The sequence below is a fragment of the Peribacillus faecalis genome, assembly GCF_014712675.1.
GTDB classification, from domain to species: Bacteria; Bacillota; Bacilli; order Bacillales; family DSM-1321; genus Bacillus_AD; species Bacillus_AD faecalis.
Genome location: NZ_JACXSI010000001.1, coordinates 78,076 through 100,192 on the forward strand (window position 1 = coordinate 78,076; position 22,117 = coordinate 100,192).

Below are 22,117 nucleotides of genomic sequence, written 5' to 3' on the forward strand. Positions count from 1 at the left end.
GTGATTTGTCTTATGACCTCGAGGGGCTGGCCGCTGCAGCTAGACAAACTCTAAGAAGGAACAGCGACTAAGAGCGCTACGTCCGCATATCTTCGTCGCTGTGACTCTCATCCTGAGAGCCCCACACAAGAAACCTGATTTTAGTTTCTTGGGGGAGGCAGCTTAGGACCGAGCATGGCAGGTGTAGGGTTAGACATCAAGAAAAAACGGCCCCCCTATTTTTCATATAGATGCTTTCTTTTTCCTTCAAAAAAGAAGCGTGCATGGTGCAGCCTCTTCAGCTTTATCATGCGCGCTTCCCTGAGCTAATCTACTATTTCATCTTCATCTTCTGTCTGCTCTGTATCACCGGAGGAACTGCCATCCGGCGAATTCAAATCGACAATCAAGTATTCTTGGTCGACTATAGCTGTCCCTGCAGCGATACTTTGCTGCGTCACATAACCGCTTCCTGCTATATTCAACTCCAGTTTCACAAGGTTTGAAAGCTTCATGACATCCCGCAATGACCAGCCTAGTAAATCAGGCATTGAGACCGTCCCTTCCGTCAGCAATACTACTTTCTCACCTTCCATTAGAACTGCTTCAGCAGCCGGTGATTGAGCTATCACTGTGTCACCTTCCCCTAAAACAACCGGATTGTAACCGAGTTCAGTCAGCTCTGCAACTGTTGATTCAATTGACTGTTCTTTATAGTCTGCTAGTTTAGTACTTGCCTTTGTGGTTGTTTCTGTAGAAGCAATATTTAAATATTGCAGACTGTTTTTCATAACCGGATTGAAAATACTTGATAAAGCTTCCGCCCCTGAACCGCCATTGCTGAAATCAGGCTGTCTGATTGCTACGTACATAATCAGTTCCGGATCATCAGCCGGAGCCATACCGATGAAAGAAAAGATATAATTTTCAGAGCCGGTCAAATACTTGCCATTTGAGCCGGCAATTTGTGCTGTACCTGTTTTCCCGGCCACTGAATAGCCTTCAATCGCATATGCTGTACCCGTCGCTTTTTCATCAGTAATAACAGTTTCTAAGTATTCACGAACCTGTTTAGCCGTATCAGTAGAAATTGGATTACCCGCGATTGTCGGCTCCGTTTGTTCTACCACTTCACCGGAAGAATTGGTGATTTTTGAAACAACGTAAGGTTTCATCATTTTTCCATCATTTGCAATTGCCGTGAATGCTTGAATTTGCTGAATTGGTGTCACGACTGAACCTTGTCCGAATGCTGTAGTCGCCACTTCCACATCACGCTCAAACAACAGGCTACTACCCACTTCATTTGGCAAATCAATGCCGGTTTTATCAGTGAAGCCGAAATCCGTCAAATATTTTTGCAGTTTCTCTTTCCCAAGCAGTTCATAACCAAGTTTAATAAAACCGACATTTGACGAGCGCTGTAATGCTTGTAAATATGTCATAGCGACGCCTCTTGTAATACCGCTGTGGTCACCCATTACTCTACTGCCAATTGTATACGTTCCTGTCGTAAACGTTGCGTTCGGATAAAACACACCTTCTTCAACAGCGGCAGCAAGCGTATAAACCTTCATAGTAGAACCGGGTTCAAAGCTTTCTTCAATTGCTAAATTTCGCCAGGTTGCTTCTATTCCTTCTTTTGTTGTCGGGTCGAAACTTGGACGCTGTCCCATTCCCAAAATCTCGCCTGTTTTCGGATTGGCAACAATTGCAATAACGTATTCCGGATCGTATTGGCTCTGCACTTTGTTCAGCGCATCCTCCATAAATGACTGGATTTTTTTATCTAAAGTCAGCTCTACATTATTACCATCTTCTGCTGCCACGATTTGCTGCTCTTTATTCGGTAGTAAAAACCCCCAACGATCGCTTTCATATGTAATTTCTCCGTCCGTTCCTTGCAGCCTATCTTGCAGCATTTTCTCAATGCCAAGCATTCCGACTGTTTCAGTATCACCCGTTTTTTCATTTTCCTGTTTTTCAACATATCCAACGACGTGCGATGCGAAAACACCGTTCGGATAAAAACGCTTCGTATCTCTCGTAAACGTGATGCCCGGTAGCTTAAGCGCTTCAATTTCTTTCTTGACAGTATGGGAGATTTCACGACCTGCAGCTCCGAATTCGACTTGGTTTCTGCCTTCCTTCTTCAGACGTTCTAAAATCTCGTCCTCACCCATATCAATATATTGAGCCAATACTTCAGCCGTTTCTTCCGGATTCTCTACAAACGAGCCGTACTCTTTATTTAGTATAGCTACTAAAGTGTATGAAGATGTGTCTTCTGCGATCACCTCTCCATTGCGGTCAGTAATAAGTCCGCGCTGTGAATCGATCGCCTTTTGCTTTAATGTTTTGGCTTGCGCTTTGACAGCTAATACTTGTCCATCAACCTGTCCCGTAATTTGGATATATAATATCCTGCCCATCAAAAGCAAAAAGAGCAGACTAAAAAAAACAAATAGTAGCGCTGCCCCTCTGTTTATATTCTTTTTCTTCATTAATCTTGCACAACCTTAACATTGTTTTCATCTAAAGTCAGGCCCATCTGCGAAGCTCGTTCCCATATGCGCTCATAACGGCTCAATTCGCTAATTTCAACATTCAGGTCGTTATTCACTTTTGTTTGTTCTTCTATCGCATTTTCTGTGGCTACAATCTCTTTATTTAGTACATATAAAGAATATTGGTTTGCAATAATCTTAACTGATACAGCAAAAAGGAAGGCTGCGAGCAATATATACAAGACTTTCTCGCCTACTGTAATCTTTCGTTTACGAATGACAACAGTAGAGCTGGTTGTTTGCGGTTGATGATTATGTTGTTCTTCTGAAGCATATTTTCTGGCTAACATACCCAAATTCTTTCCCCCTCCACAGTTTAAGTGACGACTTATAATTTTTCAGCTATACGCAGTTTGGCTGATCTCGCACGATTGTTCGCCTCTAATTCCTCTTCACTAGGCAATATAGGCTTTCTCGTAATAAGTTTTAATGCCGGTTGGAATTCTTCAGGAATTACCGGTAATCCTGGCGGTAACGGCGGCAATTCACTTTCCTTTTTAAAGACTGTTTTACAAATGCGGTCTTCAAGTGAATGGAACGTTATAACCGATATACGGCCATTCTTTTTCAGAAGGCTAATTGCATCTTGCAAAGATTCTTCAAATACTTTCAACTCATCATTAACAGCGATTCTGATTGCTTGGAAGACACGCTTGGCCGGATGTCCGCCCGTTCTTCTCGCAGGTGCAGGAATGCCTTCCTTAATAAGTTCAACTAATTCATACGTTGTTTCAATCGGCTTAATTGCTCTTTGCGCTTCGATTTTTCTTGCGATCTGCTTAGAAAACTTCTCTTCACCATATTGGAAGAAAATCTTGACAAGATCATTATAAGACCAGTGATTAACAACATCATAAGCTGAAATGGAGGCACTTTGGTCCATTCGCATATCTAACGGTGCGTCATGCTGATAACTAAAGCCTCTCTCCGGGGTATCTAATTGAGGTGAGGAAACGCCTAAATCATATAAAATTCCATCCACTTCAAATACTCCACGGGCATGAAGCTCATCTTTTATGTATTTAAAATTGCTCTGAATGAATTCCACTTTACCTTCGTAGTCTTTCAGTTTTACTTTTGCATTATTAATAGCGGTTATGTCTTGATCGAATGCATACAACTTGCCGTTGCCGGACAACTGCGATAGCAAATATTCGCTATGCCCTGCTCCCCCCAGCGTACAATCTACATAAACGCCATCAGGGTTAATTTTTAATCCGTCTACTGTTTCTTTCAGCAGAACTGTAATGTGTTTAAACAAAATATGTCACTCCAATCGATGTGTTGATGAAAATAATCATGTGGATCCAATGGGTTCCTATATATCAAAGCCAACCATGTTTTCAGCTAATTCAGCAAATGAATCTTCTGATTCTGAGAAATAGTCTTCCCATTGTTGCTTACTCCAAATCTCTATCCGATTGGAAACTCCTAGTATCACACATTCCTTTTCAAGCTTTGCATAGTTTAAAAGCGGGGAAGATATATTTACTCTTCCTTGTTTATCAAGCTCACATTCCGTTGCCCCTGAAAAGAAAAAACGGGTGAAAGCTCGAGCATCTTTTTTGGTAAGCGGCAGTGTTTTGAGCTTGTCCTCAATTTGTTTCCACTCGTCCATGGAATATCCGAATAAACATTGATCTAAACCGCGCGTAATAACAAACTCATCTCCGAGCTCCTCACGGAATTTTGCCGGAATAATGAGGCGTCCCTTATTATCAATGTTATGATGATATTCGCCCATGAACATATCCACTACCCCCACTTTCTCTTTTTAATTTACCACATCCCCCCACTTTTCACCACTAGTTTAAGAATTCTTTTTTTACAAAAGTTCCCCTTTAAAAATATTGTGCGATTTTTTTTGGTTTTTACACAAATAACTACAATAGCAGCACTTATACGGGCAGCAAAATAGCGAATTTCTCATAAAGCTATCAATATTTGCCACAATTTCATAACAATTAAACATCAACCGGCACAACTTCCAATATTTCTCGTACTTTCCCCGGAAATTAGCTGTTTGCCCCGAATAATGCATAAGAAAAACCGTCACCGGTCCTTTTTCATTTTTGAATTCGCCACTTGAATTCACTCCAATGAAAAAGGAGACATGCGGGAGGACTAAGATGAATCACACAAGAAACCCGATTTTGGTTTCTTGGGGGAGGCAGCTTAGGACCGAGCATGGCAGGTGTAAGGTTAGACAGCTATCTAAGTTTAAAAATATATACTTTCTTACTTTAGCACAAAAGAAAAGCGCCCATTAAAGGCGCTTTTCCTACGATATTACAAATCTTCACCGATAATTTTTACTTCCGTTTCAAGCTGGACGCCGAATTTTTCCTTCACCGTCTTTTGTACGTGCTGTATTAAAGCTATATAATCGCTCGCTGTACCCTGATCGATATTCACCATGAACCCAGCATGCTTTGTCGATACTTGTACACCGCCGATTTGCGTTCCTTGCAAACCGCTGTCTTGAATCAGTTTTCCGGCAAAGTGACCTTCCGGACGTTTGAACACACTACCGCATGACGGATACTCTAGCGGCTGTTTCGATTCCCTTAAGTATGTCAACTCATCCATCTTCTCTTTAATTTGCTCTGGATTTCCTTTTTGGCATCGGAATGTCGCTTCCAAAACGCACATTTTCTTCTTAGCAAACGCACTGCTTCTATAGCCAAAATCAAAATCATCCTTTGATAATCCAACAAGCTTGCCGTCATTCGTAAGAACAACCGCGCTTTCAAGAACATCTTTCACTTCGCCGCCATAAGCACCGGCATTCATAAATAATGCTCCACCTACCGTACCTGGAATGCCGCAAGCAAATTCAAGGCCCGTCAACTCATGCTGTAATGCAATTCTTGACACATCAATAATTGCCGCTCCACTTTGCGCAACGATTTTCTCTCCTTCTAAACGCACTTGATCCAACTTTGTTAAAATCATGACGATACCGCGAATGCCACCATCTTTAATAATTAAATTGGAACCATTCCCTAACACTGTCACAGGGATATTATTTTGTTTCGCTACTTGAAAAGTACCTGAGATTCCCTCAAAAGTCGTCGGAAAAACAAGAAAATCTGCAGGGCCTCCTGTCTTCGTCCAAGTATAGCTGCTCAAAGGCTCATTTTGCTTTACATTTTCAGCTGAAACATAATGAATCAATTGATTGTATATGTCTAGATTATTCACGTATCTTTCCTCTTTTTTCAAAAAATTTCTCTTACTTCTCGTATTATTGTATCAAGAGATAATTATACGAGACAATTTCATTTTTAATTTACCATAATGTACCTTGCATAGGGTCAGATAATTAAAATATCATCTCTAAATATACTATACGTCTATCCATATGCAAATCTCATAAAAAAAGAACAGAACAACAATAGCTGTCATTCCTGTTCTTTTTCCCTACATTTCAATTACTTTATGGAAAGAATTTGCCTCCAGTGGCAAGCTCATTAAATCATCGATCCACCCGGCTCCGTATTGATTTAAGAAATAATACACATTCGTCGTCCGTTCCTGAGGTCCCCCATTCGGTCTCAGAGCATGATCAATTCTAGTATACTTGTTCAATACGAGCTGATTGCGGCTTTCCGTACTCTGTTTAATTTTATTAGCTATAAAATCAATTTGCGTTGAAATGACTTCGGCATTTTTCTTCAATATTGGAGAAAGCCCTTTATCAGACATCAAGGCCGCTTGTGAGAGCAATTCGTGATTGCGCTCAAATTGGCTTTTCAGCCTTTGATGCAGCATACGTAGCGTATCATCTTCAACAGAATCAAGATATCTCTCTTTTGCCTTACCTGCTCCATGCACAAGCGCTTCGTATAAATCCATATCTGTATCCCATAAATCTTTTTTGATTTTTTGTTCTAAAATCGTTAAATTCATGCGCGGCACAATGAGCGGCATTTTCATTTCAAACAGTTCAAATGCCTTCTGCAGCTCTGCCCAGTATGCAATCTCACCCGGACCGGAAATAAACGCGAGCACAGGGAACATTTTTTCTTGCATTAATGGTCTTGTCACAACATTATTGCTCAACTTCTCAGGAGAATGCTTAGCAACAGCCAACAACTCTTCAGCCGTCAGTTCAATGTCGCTGTTCTTACCGTTAAACATATTGCTATCTGAGTTATACTCCAATAATACTCGGTCCTTTTTATCGTAATAAAAAAGATTGGCATTATTCTCATCCATCGCAATCGCATTTTTATAGCCACACTCACGAATACGCGATTGCTGTTGAGAAACTGCAGCATTCACTTCCCTATTCTGCAAAATTAATTGCTCAAAGAAGGAGGACTGCATTGAACGGAAACCAGCATCCGCAGAGTCAATCAATAAAAGACCGTAACGCCCATATAGCTCATTAATAATAAAAGCAAAAAACTCGGTATAATTAGCTGATTGCTTACTGAATTGAAGCACTTGCCCAAAAAGCTCTTTTGTGTATTCTGTTTCCTCAAATGACACAAACACTTCTTTCAGCCACTTTTCCATTAGCTCATGGTCATAAGCTATATCAGAGATCATTAGTTTTGTCGGGTGATCTGCATAAAAGCTTTTCTTTTTAAAACTATTGTCTTGTTCGACATACACATGGTTGACTTCATCAATATCGTGATCCTCTCCGGCAATCCAAAATACCGGAATTACCGGCTTATTAAGCAATCGGCTTTGCTCCTCCGCCAACTTAATAATCGAGATTACTTTATGTATCGTATACAACGGACCGGTTAATAATCCTGCCTGTTGACCGCCGATAACGACAACAGAATCATCCTGTGCAAGCAAATCCAGATTGTTTCGCACTTCTTCTCTTATCCCGAATTTATTCATGTATGCTTCAATCGTTTGCTTTAATTCGTTTCTATTAAAATATCGCTCCATCAAATCATGATATCTTTTTTCATATACCTTTACTTCTTTAACATCATAATGAAAAAAATCATTTACTTGCGGAAGACCCTTTACGTAGTCTGAAGCAAATTTATTGATAGATGGCAATACAATTTCTTTTATTTCCATCAGGATACTTCCTTTCCGTATACTTCTTAATTGGTACGATAAAAGTATACCATCTATATAGTGAATTACAAAAAAAATCCGTCTCTAGCTTAGGAAAAGCTTAAACAAATTTTTAGTGATACCGACTACAACAAGCAGGAAGTAAAACAATACAAATACGAAAGCATTTAGGCGAACCATTCCTCTCAATAGTTTCGGATAATGAATTTCTCCGCTATAACGCAAATGCACTATAACAACAGCAATCGATAAAAGAATAGCTACCGAGATGACGAGCCAAAGAAGCGAAATACCGAAGATTGCTTGAATCATATAATGGACGGATAAAACGAAGAGAAGAACACTGCCATTAATGCCGTATTGAACAGCTCTGCGGTGACTTTTCGTCCATTGCTTTGTTACGATGAAAATAATCAAATACCCAAATATAGGCAAAGTAACCAGTGTAGCGATCAATGCAGATAATACCAACTCCATTCAGATCTTCCCTTCCCTACTCTTTACCTTTCACCATCAAATACAGGCTACTTGTTATCGGAGCTCGCCAATTTTTTTCTGCAGCAACTTTTAAAACATAGCCTAAAATTGAATCTATTTCTGTCGGACGTTGTTCTTGTATATCTCTGAGCATTGATGAGTAATTCCGGGCTGTTTTACGGCAAATACTTTCGATATGCACCTTCATACCATTATAATCCTCGATTTGTAATAACCCCGATATTTCCTCGAACAAACTATCAAACAGCTGTTTATAGTAACCATTATTCAAAAGATCGCCGTTCGGCACGCCAAGAACAGCAGTTAAAGGATTGATCATCGCATTGACAACCAATTTTTTCGTTAGCATATCATGCGGATTTTCTTCATAAACAATTGGGAAATCCGCGTTGCTAGTAATTGGAAAATTCCATTGATTTTGCTGATAAGCAGAGACTTTCACTAATCCCACACCGGTATGAACAACTGTATGATGATTTGTTTTCAGCGCGCCATGCTCTACGACCCCAACAAAGACCGTTTTATCGTGAGACAGGCGTTTTACAAGCTCCACGTGACTCATACCGTTTTGAACAAAGAACAAAGAGCTGTTCGTCCCTTCTAACACCGATACAATTTCCTCCAACGCATATTGTTTAACCGCCACAACAATCAAATCAAAATCGTTCAATGATTGAACTGAAATCGGAGCAGCCTCCACTTTTTTTATGTATTCTTGTCCATCCTTCACAAGATGTATTCCATTATGCCGTATATCTTCCGCTTGACCTTCACTTCTGGTAACAATCGTAACAGCGTGCTCCTCCGCTAGATAGGCACCCATCAAAAGACCGATTGCTCCTCCGCCGATTATTCCGATTTTCATGAAAAATCCCTCTTTTTTATGTTATAAAATTATTTTAACAAAAATACTAATGAAGTGGAATGAAGAAAAAACGGCACCGGTCCTTTTTCAACATGAGTATGCTCCTCAGATTCACCTCGATGAAAAAGGAGCCATGCGGGATGGCTTAGGCCCGAGCATGGCAGGTGTAAGGTTAGACAATAAGAAAAAACGGCACCGGTCCTTTTTCTCAAAAAAACAAAAAAGAAGCGCTAAAATGCACCTCTTCTTGCTTTCGAGCAGTGTTTTTATTTTTTTACACGCTCCAAATTTCCGTTTTTGTCCATTTGGAATTTTACTTTGTTTTTATTCTCATCATCTAAAATCACCATTTTGCGCGCCTTATCCATGACCTCAATTAAAGAACGATAGTCATCTTCAATTGACGACAATCTTTCCTGAAGCTCAGATAATTCTTCCTTCAGTGCTACATTTTCTTCTTCCGCTTGCCTCAAAGACTTTTGAATTTTTTCGTTCTCAGACACAGCATCAAACCCGTCTGCCTGCAACTTTTCTAAAAATGCAATTACCTTCGATAGCGTTAATGTTGTGTTTGTTTCGGGAGTGTCATCTGCAATATGATTGCTCATATCTTCAGGTATTTCTTCATTTCTATAATTTAATTTCTTTCTTTCTTTTCTTTGTTTCTTTGCGAGCTCTATTCCTGAATGATATTGTTTGCGCACATAAGAATTCCAGCGAAAACCACAAGCAGCAGGGGTTCTAACTAGTTTTTTCCCTACTTCCTCAAAAGCGACCAGTTGTGTACTGCCCTCTCTAATATGTCGCAAAACAATTTCTGCAAGAATTAAATCTTCATCTTGTGTCCATGCATCTTGTCTTGATCCCGGCATATTCCCAGCCCTCCTTGCAAAGCTTTATTACATACTATGCAACTGCTAGAAAAGATAGAAATACTTCGGTAAATTTATTTTAATCTTACTTTTTACGTTCACGGAATTGCTTGACTGCAAGCAAATGTTCTTCCTTCTCCCAAAGCTTCGCGCAAACTTTAATTTCTTCCATCATTCTCTCTCTTAAATTTGTCTGCTCCCATTTCCTCACAAGCATATTTTTGTATGCCTGCAACACTTCACTTTGTTTGTCGGTATATTTCTCTAAAATCGACAGCACTTGCTCGTCTTCCTCTATCACTTCTGAAATAAAACCAAGCTTAATAGCTTCTTCAGGTAAAATAATACTTCCCGACCAAAGTAAAGACATCGCATTAGCAGGCGTCAGCTTTTCCGTTAAAATTGTTCCGCAGCCCCAGCCGGTCGTAATCGCTTGATGTCCTTGGACAAACCCCATCTTCACGCCTTTTTTAGCAATTCTTATATCACATGCCGTGGCTATTTCGCAACCTCCCCCGATGGCTGTACCGTTTATATAAGCGATTGTCGGCTTTGGAAATGTCGCTAATTTATAAAGTACCTGCCCCATTTTTGAAAGCATGCCGAAAGCCGCCTTTTCTGTTTCTAGCGCATGAAATTCGCTTAAATCTCCTCCGGAGCAAAAAGCCTGTTCACCCGAACCACGAATAAGCAACATTTTGACATCCTTGTCCTCTTTTGCCAGATCAATAGCCTCATCTAGTTCATTCATCACTTCATAGCTGATTGCATTCCTTTTTTCAGGTCTATTAATCGTTAACTGTAAAATCGAATCTCCCACAAATGTTTTCAATAAACAATTCGACATGTAACCCCTCCTATATATGGTTTCTACACCATTATACAAAATAATCTGACAAATTATCAGAAAAACCGTTACCGGTCCTTTTTTATTTTTGAATCCACCTACTAAATTCACTTCAATGAAAAAGGAGCCATGCGGGAGGACTAAGATGAATCACACAAGAAAACCGCCTTTGGTTTCTTGAGGGAGGCAGCTTAGGACCGAGCATGGCAGGTATAAGGTTAGACAGCTATCCTAGTTCAAAATTTATATGCTTTATTATAGTGTCTGAAAAACAGTTACCGGTCCTTTTTTATTTTTTCACTTCAATGAAAAAAAGACTGCAATGAATAATCATTGCAGTCTTTTTATTCGAAAGAAATTATTTGTTAACAACTTCTTTTCCTTTGTACGTTCCACATTCTTTGCAAACACGGTGTGAAAGTTTCATTTCTCCACAGTTTGGGCATTCTACCATACCAGGTACATTAAGTTTAAAATGAGTACGACGTTTTCTTTTTACAGTTTTAGACGTTCTTCTAAAAGGTACAGCCATTATTCCCACCTCCTTAAAAAATGGTTTAAGAAGCAAGGACCTATATATCCTGATTCTTCTTTTTAAGTATCATTATTAGTTGTCGTTGTCAAAGAATTTTGCAAGACCAGCTAGACGAGGATCAATTTTCTTCTCCTGTTCCTCCGGATTAACGACAGACCAGTCATTGCCTGACTGTGGCGCTGCCCCTTCGGGATTAGCATCTTCACAAAATACTTGCATCGGTACTTCTAACAACAAATTCTCTCTTATAACCGGCATTAAATCAATTACATCACCTTGAACAACGGTAAAATACTCGCTATCAATGTAGTCATAATCTTCTTTTAATAAAAAGGTTTCACTTGTTTTCACATCGATTGGATATCGAACGTCAACAAGTGTTCTTGAACAAGGCAAGATTAATTCCCCCGTCAGATGGATATGAAACGTAATTTTCGTTGCGCTTATATCCGCTCTACCTTTGACAAGTATAGGAGAGACTTCGCGAATCTGCGGATCTACTTCTCTAATGTCTGAGCAATCAACCGTTTCATCCAAGATTAATCCTTTATCCCGGTATTTCTGAAGTTGAGTTATTGTCCATTTCATACAAATCACCTCAAGGCAACAAAGGTAATTATAGCTTTCATTGAATAGATTGTCAATATAATTTCTTTACAGCCTTTTTTCCTTCGTTTTTGTCTGTTTTTTCATGTATCAATACATACTAACCCTTAGTATTGTAGCATTTATAGTGGCTATTATGCAAAGTCTCGATACGAGAGATAGCAGCTTCGCATAACATTAAAAATATTTTTCCAACATTTTCACTTCATTTTTTTAAAATATAAACAATTACTTTATCATTTAACATTAATTTTTATAGGCGGTGTTGTTAATCTCCGTTCCAGGCGGACGCTTTCTGTGGGGCGATGCACTAATCCTCCTCGTCGCTAACACTTCTGCAGTGAATTGGCCTGCACGCTTCGTCTGAGCAGGAGTCGCCGATCTCCACTCCAATCAACGAAAAATAGATATTTTCTGTATATTAAATGTTTATCATCACGATTTTTTACCGTAAAATAAGGAATCTGCATTTTATTTTAGTATGTGAGGTAATGATTATCTTAACCAGATTTAATGCTTTATAATATTAACAGATTAGAAAAATTGCACAGGAGGTACAAAATGAAAGCAGTTGGCTTAATTGTTGAATACAACCCTTTCCATAACGGTCACTTATATCATGTTCAGCAAAGCAGGAAGCAACATGGTGCTGATTGCGTAATCGCTGTCATGAGCGGTTCTTTTTTACAAAGAGGCGAGCCAGCCATCGTCAATAAATGGTCTCGAGCTGCTATGGCTCTTCATAATGGTGTCGATCTTGTCATTGAACTCCCTTACATATATAGCACACAACACGCCGAACATTTTGCATTCGGCGCTGTGTCTTTGCTCGAAGCGATGAAATGCGATTCGTTTTGCTTCGGAAGCGAAAACGGCAGTATTTCCTCTTTCAAGCAGCTATATGACATTATGGCACAGTATGAGGAACCTTTAAATGAGCTAATTCGCCAATACAGCAAGGAAGGCAACAGTTATCCGCGTGCCTTCTCCCTCGCTTTGCAAAGCCTTAATATAAAGCTTGAAAACGATATTGATTTAGCAATGCCCAATAATATACTCGGTTTTCAATATGTGCGTGCCGGATTAGCTAATAATTATCATATCCGCCCGTCACTCATTAACCGGGTCGCTGCCCATTACCATGATTCCGCCTTGCCATCAGGTCATATCGCGAGCGCAACCAGCATAAGAAAAGCATTGATGGACGAAGTTGCCGAAGATGTTCAATCATTCATGCCGGCTTTTTCTTGGAATGAATTAAATGAGTACGCAGTCAAAAATAACTTATTACACAGTTGGGAGCAGTATTGGCCGTTTTTGCAATACACATTAGTATCCCATTCCGCTGAGCAACTCAGCCAAATATACGAAGTCGAAGAAGGCATTCAACATCGTTTGAAGGAAGCAGCTCTTCTATCTGAGAGCTTCGAGCAATTTATGGCAAATGTAAAAACAAAACGTTATACTTATACACGCATCCAGCGTATTTGTATCCATATTTTAAACAATGTCAGCAAACAGAAGATGAAGCAGTTGATGCATAAACCATCTTATATTCGTATTTTAGGATTCACAGACAAAGGCAGACAATATTTAAGCGAAAAGAAAAAGCAGATTGAACTTCCGATTGTAACCAAGCCGGGAAGTTTCACAGATGAAGGGCTTGCGTTAGACATTCACGCTGCAACAATTCATTCCCTACCACTACCCTACGAACAACGAAGACAAGTATTGCAAAGAGAATATAAGCAGCCGATTATATTAAAGAAAGCTTGCCTTTGACAAGCCTAATAAGGCAAAGTCAAAGGTCTAGTTACACTTATACTATAAACTTAAAAGTGGCGCCTACCCTTTATTTTCACAAAAAAAGATTCAAGCCGATTATAGGCCTGAATCTTTTTTGCTTTAAGAAATTATAAAAATCCACATTGTGCATTGAAAAAAGTGTATCGACGTCAAGCTCCAGGCGCTACGTCCGCATATCTTCGTCGCTGTGACTCTCGTACTGAGAGCCTCAGTTCATACGGGGCTAACCGGGGCGCTTGCGCTTTTATTCTTTTTATTGAAGTGATTTCAAATAATTTAACGCATCCTCCATCGTATCGACCGGCACGACTTTCATCGATGTGCCGATATCTTCCGCAGTTTCGAGCGCTACAGAATAATTAGAGTCGTCTGCACCGTTTTCATTAGGCGCAAAGAATATGTCAGCGCCACTTTCGCTTGCAGCGACTACTTTTTGATCAATACCACCGATTGCACCGACATTGCCTTGCTCATCAATTGTGCCCGTTCCTGCAATCATATGTCCTTTAGTAATGTCTTCTTTAACGAGCTGATTATATATTTCTAGCGAGAACATTAAACCTGCGGAAGGACCCCCGATTGTGCTGCTATCAATTTTAACTTTCGGATCGGTCTCTACTGATATATCGTCCACTAGAATAATGCCAATTCCGATTTTATTATTTTCCGGATTCATTTTTGTTTTAACACTTGTTTCAATCGTTTCTTCGCCTCTTACAACTTCCAATAGAATAGATGAACCTTCCTTTTGCTCCTGAATGTATGTCATTAATTGATCTGAAGATGTCAATTTATCCCCATTCACCTTTACGATGCGGTCTCCAGCTTGAAGCACTTCATACGCCGGCATGTCTTCCAGCGTACTTAAAACATATACTCCCTCATAATTTGTTTCATACGAAATTTCTGCCTCGCGAAATGCGCTCATAATCGCATTAGATTTTGAGCCTTCCATTAAATACATCTGTCTCACGTTATATTCTTCATCTGTTTCATCTGATCGTTTGACTTCTTCTTCTTTATAGACTGACCAATAATCAAGCCAATCAGCCAATACATATGTATAAATGTTTGCTTTTCCCATCTGAATTGTCGTCAGCTCAAAACTGCCTTCAGACGGATAACCGTTTTCCACTTGAACGATCGGTTCAAGCTCTTTAGCCATACCAGGCTTCGATATATAATAAGGCATCGGGAAAAAATATCCCGCTACCAGCAGAAGACAAACACTCCCCAAGCTCCATTTTCTAATTCTCTTCCAGTTCACTTCTCCGTCTCTCCTCCCAGTCAGCTATCATCGCTTTTATTTGGCCAATGTGTTTTCTCGCCTCCTGTTCCCCTAAAGCTACAATTTCGTCAATATTCGTAAACGCGCTCGAACTGTACTTTTCGACACGCGGATTCAGCATGACATCCGCCTTTATTTGACGGCTCTTCATAACTTCCAACTGAAGAATGTCTAGTGTTTGCAATATGACGTCATAAATCGAGTTCAATTCGGCATTTTCTTTTACACGGAGCACATCAACTGAAATGACAAGATCCGCCCCCATTTCCTTCACGACAGAAATCGGCACACGATCGACAACACCGCCATCGACCAATAACTGATCACCGATCTTAACGGGAACGAAAATTCCGGGGACTGCAACACTTGCACGTACGGCATCTGCGACCGGACCTTCCTTCATGACCACTTTTTCGCCAGTTTTAATATTAGTGGCAACCACCGCTAATGGAATCGGCAAGTCTTCGATATTTCTCCACTGCGTAAAAATGCCGATAAAATCTTTCAGCCGATTACCTTTAATGAAACCCATTTTTGGCACAGTGAAATCCAAGTAATATTTCCGCTTAAAACTCATGACAACTTTATAAAGCTGCTCAAGATCAGTGCCGGCTGCAAACATGCTGCCAATCAATGCTCCCATACTGCTGCCTGCAATATAGGAAATATCGATATTTTCTTCTTGCAGCACTCTGATTACACCAAGATGCGCAAATCCTCTAGCACCTCCAGAGCCTAAAGCAAGGCCGATTTTCGGTTTATGCTTCAAAGGATTACCTCCTTCCATCATGTACACCCCAAACCTGCGGCTACCGCCTATGTTTTGTTCTAAAAAAACAGATGCCTTCGTATATTTGTAAAGGAAGACAAGCACGTCGGCAGCGTTGTACATCCTCATCGAAAATCATCCCTATGTATAATATTTTAACACTGCAAAATATTCGTGCAAAGATACAATAACTTTCGGGAGGCTTGTCAGGTGAATAAATCGATTTTTAAAACGTTATTCTTAGCGGCAAGCGCTGCATTACTTGCAGGTGCACTTATTAAATTTCCTCAACAGGCTCTTGAAGCATCTGTACGCGGAGTCAACATGTGGTGGGAAATAGTATTCCCCTCGCTTTTGCCATTTTTCATCATCTCTGAATTGCTTATAAGTTTTGGCGTTGTCGCTTTTATCGGCGTTATGCTCGAACCTTTAATGCGCCCTCTCTTTAAAGTGCCCGGTGTAGGCGGCTTCATTTGGGCAATGGGTATGGCTTCCGGATTTCCGTCAGGCGCTAAATTGACAACCCGACTCAGACAGGAAAAACAGTTATCAAAAATTGAAGCAGAAAGACTGATCTCTTTCACTAACTCATCCAACCCGCTGTTTATTTTCGGTGCTGTATCAATCGGGTTCTTTCATAATCCGGCACTGGGCATTGTTTTAGCTGTCGCACATTACATCGCCAATTTCTTTGTTGGATTATCAATGCGCTTTTACGGCCAAGATAATCGGCGTGTTTCAGAAAAAAATCGAAGTCTAATATTGAAACAAGCCTTAAGGAAAATGCACCATACAAGATTGAAAGAAAAACGGCCATTCGCAAAAATACTAGGGGACTCCATTCTTTCATCTATCGAAACTTTGCTGCAAATCGGCGGTTTTATCATTTTATTTTCCGTCATTAACAAACTTCTCTACATTATCAATATTACCGAATACATCTCTTACATATTCCGATATATTTTGTCCTTATTACAGTTATCCGCAGACTTCAGCTTACCTTTTATATCTGGTCTTTTTGAAATTACACTTGGATCGCAAATGATCAGCAGCGTAAGTAACGTACCTTTATTACAGCAAGCCATCCTTACGAGCTTCATTTTAGCTTTCAACGGTTTCAGTGTACACGCCCAGGTAGCGAGCATTATCGCGCCGACCGACATTCGTTTTGCTCCCTACTTTTTTGCTCGCATTCTCCACGGTATTTTTGCAAGTATTATTACCATCATTGTCTGGAAACCACTGTACGAAAACAGGAAAGGACAAGACACTTCTACCGATGCGATAGCTATAAATGCCGGTGAACAAAACTATTTCTTTTCGCAATTGTTAGAAATGATTGCATCTATAGGACCTACTGTCACCTTATTTGCTTTAATATTATATTTATGGATTTATGCAAACCGAACACTCCAAAAGTAAGAAAAACCGTCACCGGTCCTTTTTCAACATGAATATGCTACTTGGATTGGCCTCGTTGAAAAAGGAGACATGCGGGAACGGAAAAGCGGAAGCGGCCCGTTCAGCCCCGACCTGCATAAGACAAATTACGTAGGAAATTGTAAAATTTCTGGAGTGATTTGGCTTATGACCTCGAGGGGCTGGCCGCTGCAGCTAGACAAATTCTAAGAAGGAACAGCGACTAAGAGCGCTACGTCCGTATATCTTCGTCGCTGTGACTCTCATCCTGAGAGCCCCACACAAGAAACCCGCCTTTGGTTTCTTGTGGGAGGTTGCTTAGGACCGAGCATGGCAGGTGTAAGGTTAGACAGCCATCTAAGTTCAAAATTATACTTCTTATCTTTTAAGAAAAACCATCACCGGTCCTTTTGGTATAGCACATTCTCAAGATATAATAAAATCGCCCCTCCTGTCTTATTAACGACTGAAGGGGCGTTATTTTTTATTTGCTGTATTTTTTCTTTAATGCTTCATTGACAAGCGGAGGAACTAATTCAGATACATCTCCATTGTATTTTGCAACTTCCTTAACGATGCTTGAGCTTAAGAAAGAATATTGATTCTTCGTCATAATGAAGAAAGTTTCTAGATGATCGTATAGTACCTTATTCATTGAGGTAATTTGCATTTCATATTCGAAATCGGAAACAGCTCGCAAGCCCCGGATAATTGCGTCAGCATTGATGCTTTTCGCATAATCCACAAGCAAGCCTTGAGACGTGTCAACTTTCACATTCGGAATATGACTCGTCACTTTTTTAATTAAATCAACTCTTTCTTCAATCGTAAATAATGGATGCTTGGATGAGTTATTCAGCAATACAACATATAACTCATCAAAAACTTTCGCTCCCCTTTGGATTATATCGATATGCCCATTCGTAATTGGGTCAAAGCTCCCCGGACACACTGCTATCCTCTTCATTTATGTTCCTCCCGCTACATTTCATTCTTTTTTATTTCATATATAGAAATTTGTATTGTTCCATATAATTCATGCTTCCATCGCGACAAAGACGCAACCTCGTCAGGCAATTCCACATCATGACCGTGTTCACATACAATAATTCCATCTGCGTTTAATAAGTCATGTTCGGTAATTGTTGTTAAAATGTCGACAAGTTTCTGTTTTTTGTATGGAGGATCCAAAAGAATTAAATCGAATGCCACCTCCCTCTTAATTAAAGCTTTTAACGCTCTTTCCGCTTCATTTTTATATACTTCGGCCTGTTTTAAAAAATCACAAGCCTCTAAGTTTGCTTTAACTGTTGAAACCGCTTTATATTCTCTATCTACAAAAATGGCTTCATTCATTCCTCTGCTTAATGCCTCAATGCCTAATCCGCCACTTCCAGCAAACAAGTCCAAAACCTTCCCACCTTCAAAATACGGTCCGATAATATTGAAGATTGATTCCTTCACTTTATCGGTAGTCGGTCTTGTGGAAGCTCCGGGAACTGCTTTTAACGGTCTTCCTTTACATGTTCCAGATACTACTCTCATTGCTTTCACCACTATCCAAATAACTATTTATTTTCTATCTTATCCTAACATATTGTGTTTCTATCGCCAATAATAATTAATCTTAAAGGAGATTATCGAAAGGATGAATAACAAAACTTTTTTTGGTGATAATTATATTTAACAGCACCTTACTCAAGGTTGTTGTTGCCAACCGCGGAGAAGACTTACGTTTCCCCATAAGTTCTTCCTCCGGTTTCTCCTCTCCCTTTCCCTTCTATCCTTTTGGAAATAGAAGGACCCTGCAGAAATCTCTGCAGGGCTTTTTTATTAAGCACTGCAGACATTCTCCATTCAATCCCCCAAAACTGTCAAGTTCCCTTGCTGCTCCGCAAGCTTAATACCGAAAATATCACGAAGCCAGTTTTCATATATATACAGTTCTTGACCGAGCATGAAAATAGGAGGAGACTTAACGGAATAATCCGTACCGTTTAAAATAAATACCTTTTCTCCTGGATACATCCGCAATGTGTCTTCTGCCCGTGTCAGAAACACCTCACCTGTTTCCATCTGTTCATACTGAAAACCTGCATTTGAAATAATCGCAAGAAACGGAACTGCTTTTTTCTTATCAATATAGACGATCGGCTGCTCCGATTGAGCCCCATTCAATAAAATCTTACGTTCATCATAATAAAACAACGGTACCATTGCCGCCGACTCAAGATTATTGAGACTGAAGAATGAAGTATTTTTATTTACAGCGCTAGAAAGCGCTCCGTCTAACAGCTTAGCCGTTAACGGCTGCTTCATTTCTTCTATCGACTTTATAAAGGCATCCATTTCGTAATCCAATAAATTCTGTTTTAAGACTTGAACGAGTTGTCCTGCTTTCGCACCGCCCGGTTCCGCATCGTTGACCAAACTGTTCAACACTTTCTGCAGCCATCTTTCATTATCATCCGCAAAAGAAAAAGCCGCATTCATCTCCATGTTAGCGAACCTGCTTTTATGCTTGTCCATTGATTGACGACTGTCCAATAAGAAAAGGTTTTGGCGATCTGATGGATCATGTTTAGAGGTTAATACGATAAAATGGTTTGCCAGAAAAGAACTTTCCTGTAAAAGCTGCTTCATTTCTTCTATTTTAGTACCTTCTTCATAATAAAGGCCGACCATATCGCGAACTTCTAAGTACATAAGTTGTCCGTTCTGATAATAAATCGGATAAACTGAACCTTCATTCTCAAACATATAATAATCAATATAATCTTTCTTTGCATTGCCGATTAACGGAGCTCCGGCTGCCCAGCTTCCTGCCCTTTTATCTCCGGTAACAGTAATCTCCACCCTTGTTTTCCGAGTCTCAATATCTATAAGTTCTACTGCCCAATCCACAAGTATTTTGCCAGGTCGGTTCGGTTCGAACGGAATGTCATATACGAATATAATCTCACTTTCATCTTCCCCTACCACTACCGATACAGGGGCCATTTCGTCCCTTCCTTCTATTGTATAAGCTACCCCCATCGGATTTGCTACTTTATATGTACCCGCTTCCAATCCGCTGAACGTTTGAATAACAGATAATCTTTTACTCGTTTGTTCGACCCGGATGAACTGTTCTGCTGATGTTTGTGTCTTTTCAGACAGACCCTTTGCCTCAGAGTATACCTTCCATTGCCACATTACAATTGCTCCTACCGTCATTACTAATATGAAAGTGAGTAAATATAATGCTTTTCTCATCTGCTCCTACCCCTTCATTTCCGTATATTATAAAATGTACCAAATTCATGTAATAAAAAACACTATATTGAACGAAAATTAGTTAAAATTTTTCGAATCCTTCCAAAACGAGGGCGGACATGTTAAAGTAATAGGGTCATTTTTTAGGATAAGAAAGGCGTGAACATATGATTCAACGATTTATTGAACTTGGAGAAGGCTATTCAGACTTATACGAGCTAATTGATTTGGCAAAAGCCCAACAAGACCGTGTTGCATTTTTACTTTCATTGCAAACAACTGTTAAGGACCGCAATGTCGTTTCATTGGCAGTCATTTTGAAGCCGACAGATCCCGGCAAGTTCCAACCGATTTACGTTTGCCGCGAAGGCGTCCCAGATCCGGAAAAAACGCCAAATAAGCGCTTTGAGATGTTTGAGCAACTAGCAAAAGAAATCGACAAAAATATTATCCCGCTGCAAGTGAAGCCATCCAACTTTTTTGCAGAAAAAGAGTTATATTATCAGCACTTAATCGGGATATTAAGAATGAACCGCTACTTGCCTCCGTTATCTTAGTTTAAACAGAATCAGTTTTTTAAGGAAATAATAAAAGGGGCTAGAATATAGCCCCTTTTAAATACCCATCTTATAATCATATTCTTTAGCTTTATCAGGCTTCGAGTTCTCATAATCCGTCTTAATGAACGGTTTATATGACTTCTCGACTTTCTTTACGAAAGAATAGGAATTCAATTTCTCTGCAATCGCGTCTACGTCATCCATATTGGTATACAAGACAACATACTTCAGCTTTTTTGAAACATAATGTATATTACCGAACCGTCTAAGCATTTTTACTTGCTTTAACGTATGTAAGTAAACAATAATTCCCTGTCTGGCAACCAACATACTGAGATCTCCTAAAAATGAATTTACATTAAGTTTAGCATAGACCTCTTCATTCTATCAACAACAGAAAAACCATCACCGATCCTTTTGGGTAAAAAGCATACTTAAGATTTTGCAGTAAATCTTAAAATAATTACTTTTTTTATGTTACAAATCAAAAGGAACCATGCGGCAACCGAAAAGGGGAAGCGGCCCGCAAGTAAGGAACAGCGACTAAGGATGCTCCGTCGGCATATCTTCGTCGCTGTGATTCTTGTCCTGAGAGCCTCCAACCTGCATAAGACGAATCACACAGGAAATTGTAAAATTTCTTATGTGATTCGTCTTATAACCTCGAGCTGTCAAATTCATCGCTTATCAGTCATGAATTTGACAAAATACTCAAGGAAGCTATATTTTATCTTCCCGTAAATTAGCTAGTTTTTACGAACAACCGCAGCTGCCTCCCGATCCACATCCTCCACTTGAACAGACGCTTTCAAAGAACGGATTTCCGGCGGGTGTTTTTATATGTTCGGAGACGGAACCGGCAACGATAACACTTATTTGGTCCAGTATTTCCTGCAGCTGATTTTCAGCTTTCTTAAACTCAATAACAGTCGGGTGCAAATCCATCTCTCTTTTTCTCGTTCGCGTCTCGAGATTGACATATTTGTAGTCCGGATGATATTTGCCGAACCTTTGTACTTCCTCAAACCGCTCCTTCATGCTCGTAAAATTTTTAATCTTTTCTTGAGCGTCCGGATCGTTTTGTAATTTATATAAAGAAATAAAGTAATTTTCCCCTATTTCCGATTTCATAATCATCTGCGCAAGTTCATCTGCGCATTGAAGAATTTCTACTCTTTCTAAAGTCGCAATCATTCAAG

Annotated in this window: 22 protein-coding genes; 3 read left to right on the forward strand and 19 right to left on the reverse strand. The window is 39.8% G+C overall.

All coding sequences use genetic code 11. The annotated features are described in order from the left end of the window. Nucleotides 1–305: 305 nt before the first annotated feature. From IEO70_RS00355 to IEO70_RS00410, 12 genes are all read right to left on the reverse strand, one after another. Nucleotides 306–2,483 carry a penicillin-binding protein gene (locus IEO70_RS00355; RefSeq protein WP_190996373.1) on the reverse strand — a complete coding sequence of 726 codons (2,178 nt, stop codon included), beginning with the start codon at nucleotides 2,481–2,483 and terminating at the stop codon, nucleotides 306–308. Continuing rightward, nucleotides 2,483–2,836 (reverse strand): cell division protein FtsL, encoded by a 354-nt coding sequence (ftsL, locus tag IEO70_RS00360; RefSeq protein WP_235973442.1) that lies wholly within the window; start codon nucleotides 2,834–2,836, stop codon nucleotides 2,483–2,485. Before ftsL ends, IEO70_RS00355 begins: the two co-directional genes overlap by 1 nt. A 38-nt stretch (nucleotides 2,837–2,874) precedes the next feature. Next, nucleotides 2,875–3,807, reverse strand: coding sequence for a 16S rRNA (cytosine(1402)-N(4))-methyltransferase RsmH (rsmH, locus tag IEO70_RS00365; RefSeq protein WP_190996375.1), 933 nt, complete (start codon nucleotides 3,805–3,807; stop codon nucleotides 2,875–2,877). A 57-nt stretch (nucleotides 3,808–3,864) separates the two neighbouring features. Further along, nucleotides 3,865–4,296, reverse strand: a complete 432-nt coding sequence (gene mraZ, locus IEO70_RS00370; protein WP_190996376.1) for a division/cell wall cluster transcriptional repressor MraZ — start codon at nucleotides 4,294–4,296, stop codon at nucleotides 3,865–3,867. A gap of 539 nt (nucleotides 4,297–4,835) precedes the next feature. Continuing rightward, the gene (gene murB, locus IEO70_RS00375; protein WP_190996377.1) at nucleotides 4,836–5,750 is read right to left on the reverse strand and encodes a UDP-N-acetylmuramate dehydrogenase; all 915 of its coding nucleotides are present in this window, start codon (nucleotides 5,748–5,750) and stop codon (nucleotides 4,836–4,838) included. 219 nt (nucleotides 5,751–5,969) lie between these two features. Next, on the reverse strand, nucleotides 5,970–7,598 hold the full coding sequence (gene bshC / locus IEO70_RS00380) for a bacillithiol biosynthesis cysteine-adding enzyme BshC (RefSeq protein WP_190996378.1): 1,629 nt from the start codon (nucleotides 7,596–7,598) through the stop codon (nucleotides 5,970–5,972). Between the two features lie 84 nt (nucleotides 7,599–7,682). Beyond that, the gene (locus IEO70_RS00385) at nucleotides 7,683–8,075 is read right to left on the reverse strand and encodes a DUF3397 domain-containing protein (protein WP_190996379.1); all 393 of its coding nucleotides are present in this window, start codon (nucleotides 8,073–8,075) and stop codon (nucleotides 7,683–7,685) included. A gap of 16 nt (nucleotides 8,076–8,091) precedes the next feature. Next, nucleotides 8,092–8,961 carry a 2-dehydropantoate 2-reductase gene (locus IEO70_RS00390; protein ID WP_190996380.1) on the reverse strand — a complete coding sequence of 290 codons (870 nt, stop codon included), beginning with the start codon at nucleotides 8,959–8,961 and terminating at the stop codon, nucleotides 8,092–8,094. 266 nt (nucleotides 8,962–9,227) lie between these two features. Continuing rightward, the gene (locus IEO70_RS00395) at nucleotides 9,228–9,833 is read right to left on the reverse strand and encodes an RsfA family transcriptional regulator (RefSeq protein ID WP_190996381.1); all 606 of its coding nucleotides are present in this window, start codon (nucleotides 9,831–9,833) and stop codon (nucleotides 9,228–9,230) included. Between the two features lie 85 nt (nucleotides 9,834–9,918). Beyond that, the gene (locus IEO70_RS00400) at nucleotides 9,919–10,680 is read right to left on the reverse strand and encodes an enoyl-CoA hydratase/isomerase family protein (RefSeq protein WP_190996382.1); all 762 of its coding nucleotides are present in this window, start codon (nucleotides 10,678–10,680) and stop codon (nucleotides 9,919–9,921) included. A 358-nt stretch (nucleotides 10,681–11,038) separates the two neighbouring features. Beyond that, nucleotides 11,039–11,212, reverse strand: a complete 174-nt coding sequence (gene rpmF, locus IEO70_RS00405) for a 50S ribosomal protein L32 (protein ID WP_190996383.1) — start codon at nucleotides 11,210–11,212, stop codon at nucleotides 11,039–11,041. Nucleotides 11,213–11,287: 75 nt separating this feature from the next. Next, the gene (locus tag IEO70_RS00410; protein WP_190996384.1) at nucleotides 11,288–11,803 is read right to left on the reverse strand and encodes a YceD family protein; all 516 of its coding nucleotides are present in this window, start codon (nucleotides 11,801–11,803) and stop codon (nucleotides 11,288–11,290) included. A gap of 579 nt (nucleotides 11,804–12,382) precedes the next feature. Here IEO70_RS00410 and IEO70_RS00415 point away from each other — a divergent pair. Beyond that, nucleotides 12,383–13,603 carry a nucleotidyltransferase gene (locus IEO70_RS00415; RefSeq protein WP_190996385.1) on the forward strand — a complete coding sequence of 407 codons (1,221 nt, stop codon included), beginning with the start codon at nucleotides 12,383–12,385 and terminating at the stop codon, nucleotides 13,601–13,603. A 277-nt stretch (nucleotides 13,604–13,880) separates the two neighbouring features. Here IEO70_RS00415 and IEO70_RS00420 read toward each other — a convergent pair whose 3' ends face one another. Both IEO70_RS00420 and IEO70_RS00425 read right to left on the reverse strand, forming a co-directional pair. Then, nucleotides 13,881–14,894 (reverse strand): SepM family pheromone-processing serine protease, encoded by a 1,014-nt coding sequence (locus tag IEO70_RS00420; RefSeq protein ID WP_328820836.1) that lies wholly within the window; start codon nucleotides 14,892–14,894, stop codon nucleotides 13,881–13,883. Beyond that, entirely contained in the window at nucleotides 14,875–15,702 is an 828-nt protein-coding gene (locus IEO70_RS00425) for a patatin-like phospholipase family protein (protein WP_190996538.1), read from the reverse strand. Before IEO70_RS00425 ends, IEO70_RS00420 begins: the two co-directional genes overlap by 20 nt. A 192-nt stretch (nucleotides 15,703–15,894) precedes the next feature. Here IEO70_RS00425 and ylbJ point away from each other — a divergent pair, with 192 nt between their 5' ends. Beyond that, nucleotides 15,895–17,106: a sporulation integral membrane protein YlbJ gene (gene ylbJ, locus IEO70_RS00430; RefSeq protein ID WP_190996386.1), complete on the forward strand. Its 1,212-nt coding sequence runs from the start codon at nucleotides 15,895–15,897 to the stop codon at nucleotides 17,104–17,106. 481 nt (nucleotides 17,107–17,587) lie between these two features. On the opposite strand, the gene coaD is transcribed toward ylbJ, so the two are convergent. The 3 genes from coaD to IEO70_RS00445 form a co-directional block, all read right to left on the reverse strand. Continuing rightward, nucleotides 17,588–18,070, reverse strand: coding sequence for a pantetheine-phosphate adenylyltransferase (gene coaD / locus IEO70_RS00435; protein WP_190996387.1), 483 nt, complete (start codon nucleotides 18,068–18,070; stop codon nucleotides 17,588–17,590). 14 nt (nucleotides 18,071–18,084) lie between these two features. Next, on the reverse strand, nucleotides 18,085–18,648 hold the full coding sequence (gene rsmD / locus IEO70_RS00440; protein WP_190996388.1) for a 16S rRNA (guanine(966)-N(2))-methyltransferase RsmD: 564 nt from the start codon (nucleotides 18,646–18,648) through the stop codon (nucleotides 18,085–18,087). A 312-nt stretch (nucleotides 18,649–18,960) separates the two neighbouring features. Next, nucleotides 18,961–20,358: a stalk domain-containing protein gene (locus IEO70_RS00445; protein ID WP_190996389.1), complete on the reverse strand. Its 1,398-nt coding sequence runs from the start codon at nucleotides 20,356–20,358 to the stop codon at nucleotides 18,961–18,963. 167 nt (nucleotides 20,359–20,525) lie between these two features. On the opposite strand from IEO70_RS00445, the gene IEO70_RS00450 reads away from it, so the two are divergent. After that, a complete protein-coding gene (locus IEO70_RS00450) occupies nucleotides 20,526–20,915 on the forward strand; it encodes a DUF7147 family protein (RefSeq protein WP_190996390.1) in 390 nt (129 codons plus the stop codon). 57 nt (nucleotides 20,916–20,972) lie between these two features. Here the strand turns inward: IEO70_RS00450 and IEO70_RS00455 are convergent, their stop codons facing one another. Continuing rightward, nucleotides 20,973–21,248 (reverse strand): YlbG family protein, encoded by a 276-nt coding sequence (locus IEO70_RS00455; RefSeq protein WP_190996391.1) that lies wholly within the window; start codon nucleotides 21,246–21,248, stop codon nucleotides 20,973–20,975. 423 nt (nucleotides 21,249–21,671) lie between these two features. Next, a complete protein-coding gene (locus IEO70_RS00460) occupies nucleotides 21,672–22,112 on the reverse strand; it encodes a YlbF family regulator (protein WP_190996392.1) in 441 nt (146 codons plus the stop codon). Nucleotides 22,113–22,117: the final 5 nt, after the last annotated feature.

Coding starts and splice junctions, on each gene's coding strand:
- IEO70_RS00355 (WP_190996373.1), bottom strand. CDS start 2,483: ATGAAGAAAAAGAATATAAACAGAGGGGCAGCGCTACTATTTGTTTTT.
- ftsL (WP_235973442.1), bottom strand. CDS start 2,836: ATGTTAGCCAGAAAATATGCTTCAGAAGAACAACATAATCATCAACCG.
- mraZ (WP_190996376.1), bottom strand. CDS start 4,296: ATGTTCATGGGCGAATATCATCATAACATTGATAATAAGGGACGCCTC.
- bshC (WP_190996378.1), bottom strand. CDS start 7,598: ATGGAAATAAAAGAAATTGTATTGCCATCTATCAATAAATTTGCTTCA.
- IEO70_RS00385 (WP_190996379.1), bottom strand. CDS start 8,075: ATGGAGTTGGTATTATCTGCATTGATCGCTACACTGGTTACTTTGCCT.
- IEO70_RS00390 (WP_190996380.1), bottom strand. CDS start 8,961: ATGAAAATCGGAATAATCGGCGGAGGAGCAATCGGTCTTTTGATGGGT.
- IEO70_RS00395 (WP_190996381.1), bottom strand. CDS start 9,833: ATGCCGGGATCAAGACAAGATGCATGGACACAAGATGAAGATTTAATT.
- IEO70_RS00400 (WP_190996382.1), bottom strand. CDS start 10,680: ATGTCGAATTGTTTATTGAAAACATTTGTGGGAGATTCGATTTTACAG.
- rpmF (WP_190996383.1), bottom strand. CDS start 11,212: ATGGCTGTACCTTTTAGAAGAACGTCTAAAACTGTAAAAAGAAAACGT.
- IEO70_RS00410 (WP_190996384.1), bottom strand. CDS start 11,803: ATGAAATGGACAATAACTCAACTTCAGAAATACCGGGATAAAGGATTA.
- IEO70_RS00415 (WP_190996385.1), top strand. CDS start 12,383: ATGAAAGCAGTTGGCTTAATTGTTGAATACAACCCTTTCCATAACGGT.
- IEO70_RS00425 (WP_190996538.1), bottom strand. CDS start 15,702: ATGGAAGGAGGTAATCCTTTGAAGCATAAACCGAAAATCGGCCTTGCT.
- coaD (WP_190996387.1), bottom strand. CDS start 18,070: ATGAAGAGGATAGCAGTGTGTCCGGGGAGCTTTGACCCAATTACGAAT.
- rsmD (WP_190996388.1), bottom strand. CDS start 18,648: ATGAGAGTAGTATCTGGAACATGTAAAGGAAGACCGTTAAAAGCAGTT.
- IEO70_RS00445 (WP_190996389.1), bottom strand. CDS start 20,358: ATGAGAAAAGCATTATATTTACTCACTTTCATATTAGTAATGACGGTA.
- IEO70_RS00450 (WP_190996390.1), top strand. CDS start 20,526: ATGATTCAACGATTTATTGAACTTGGAGAAGGCTATTCAGACTTATAC.
- IEO70_RS00455 (WP_190996391.1), bottom strand. CDS start 21,248: ATGTTGGTTGCCAGACAGGGAATTATTGTTTACTTACATACGTTAAAG.
- IEO70_RS00460 (WP_190996392.1), bottom strand. CDS start 22,112: ATGATTGCGACTTTAGAAAGAGTAGAAATTCTTCAATGCGCAGATGAA.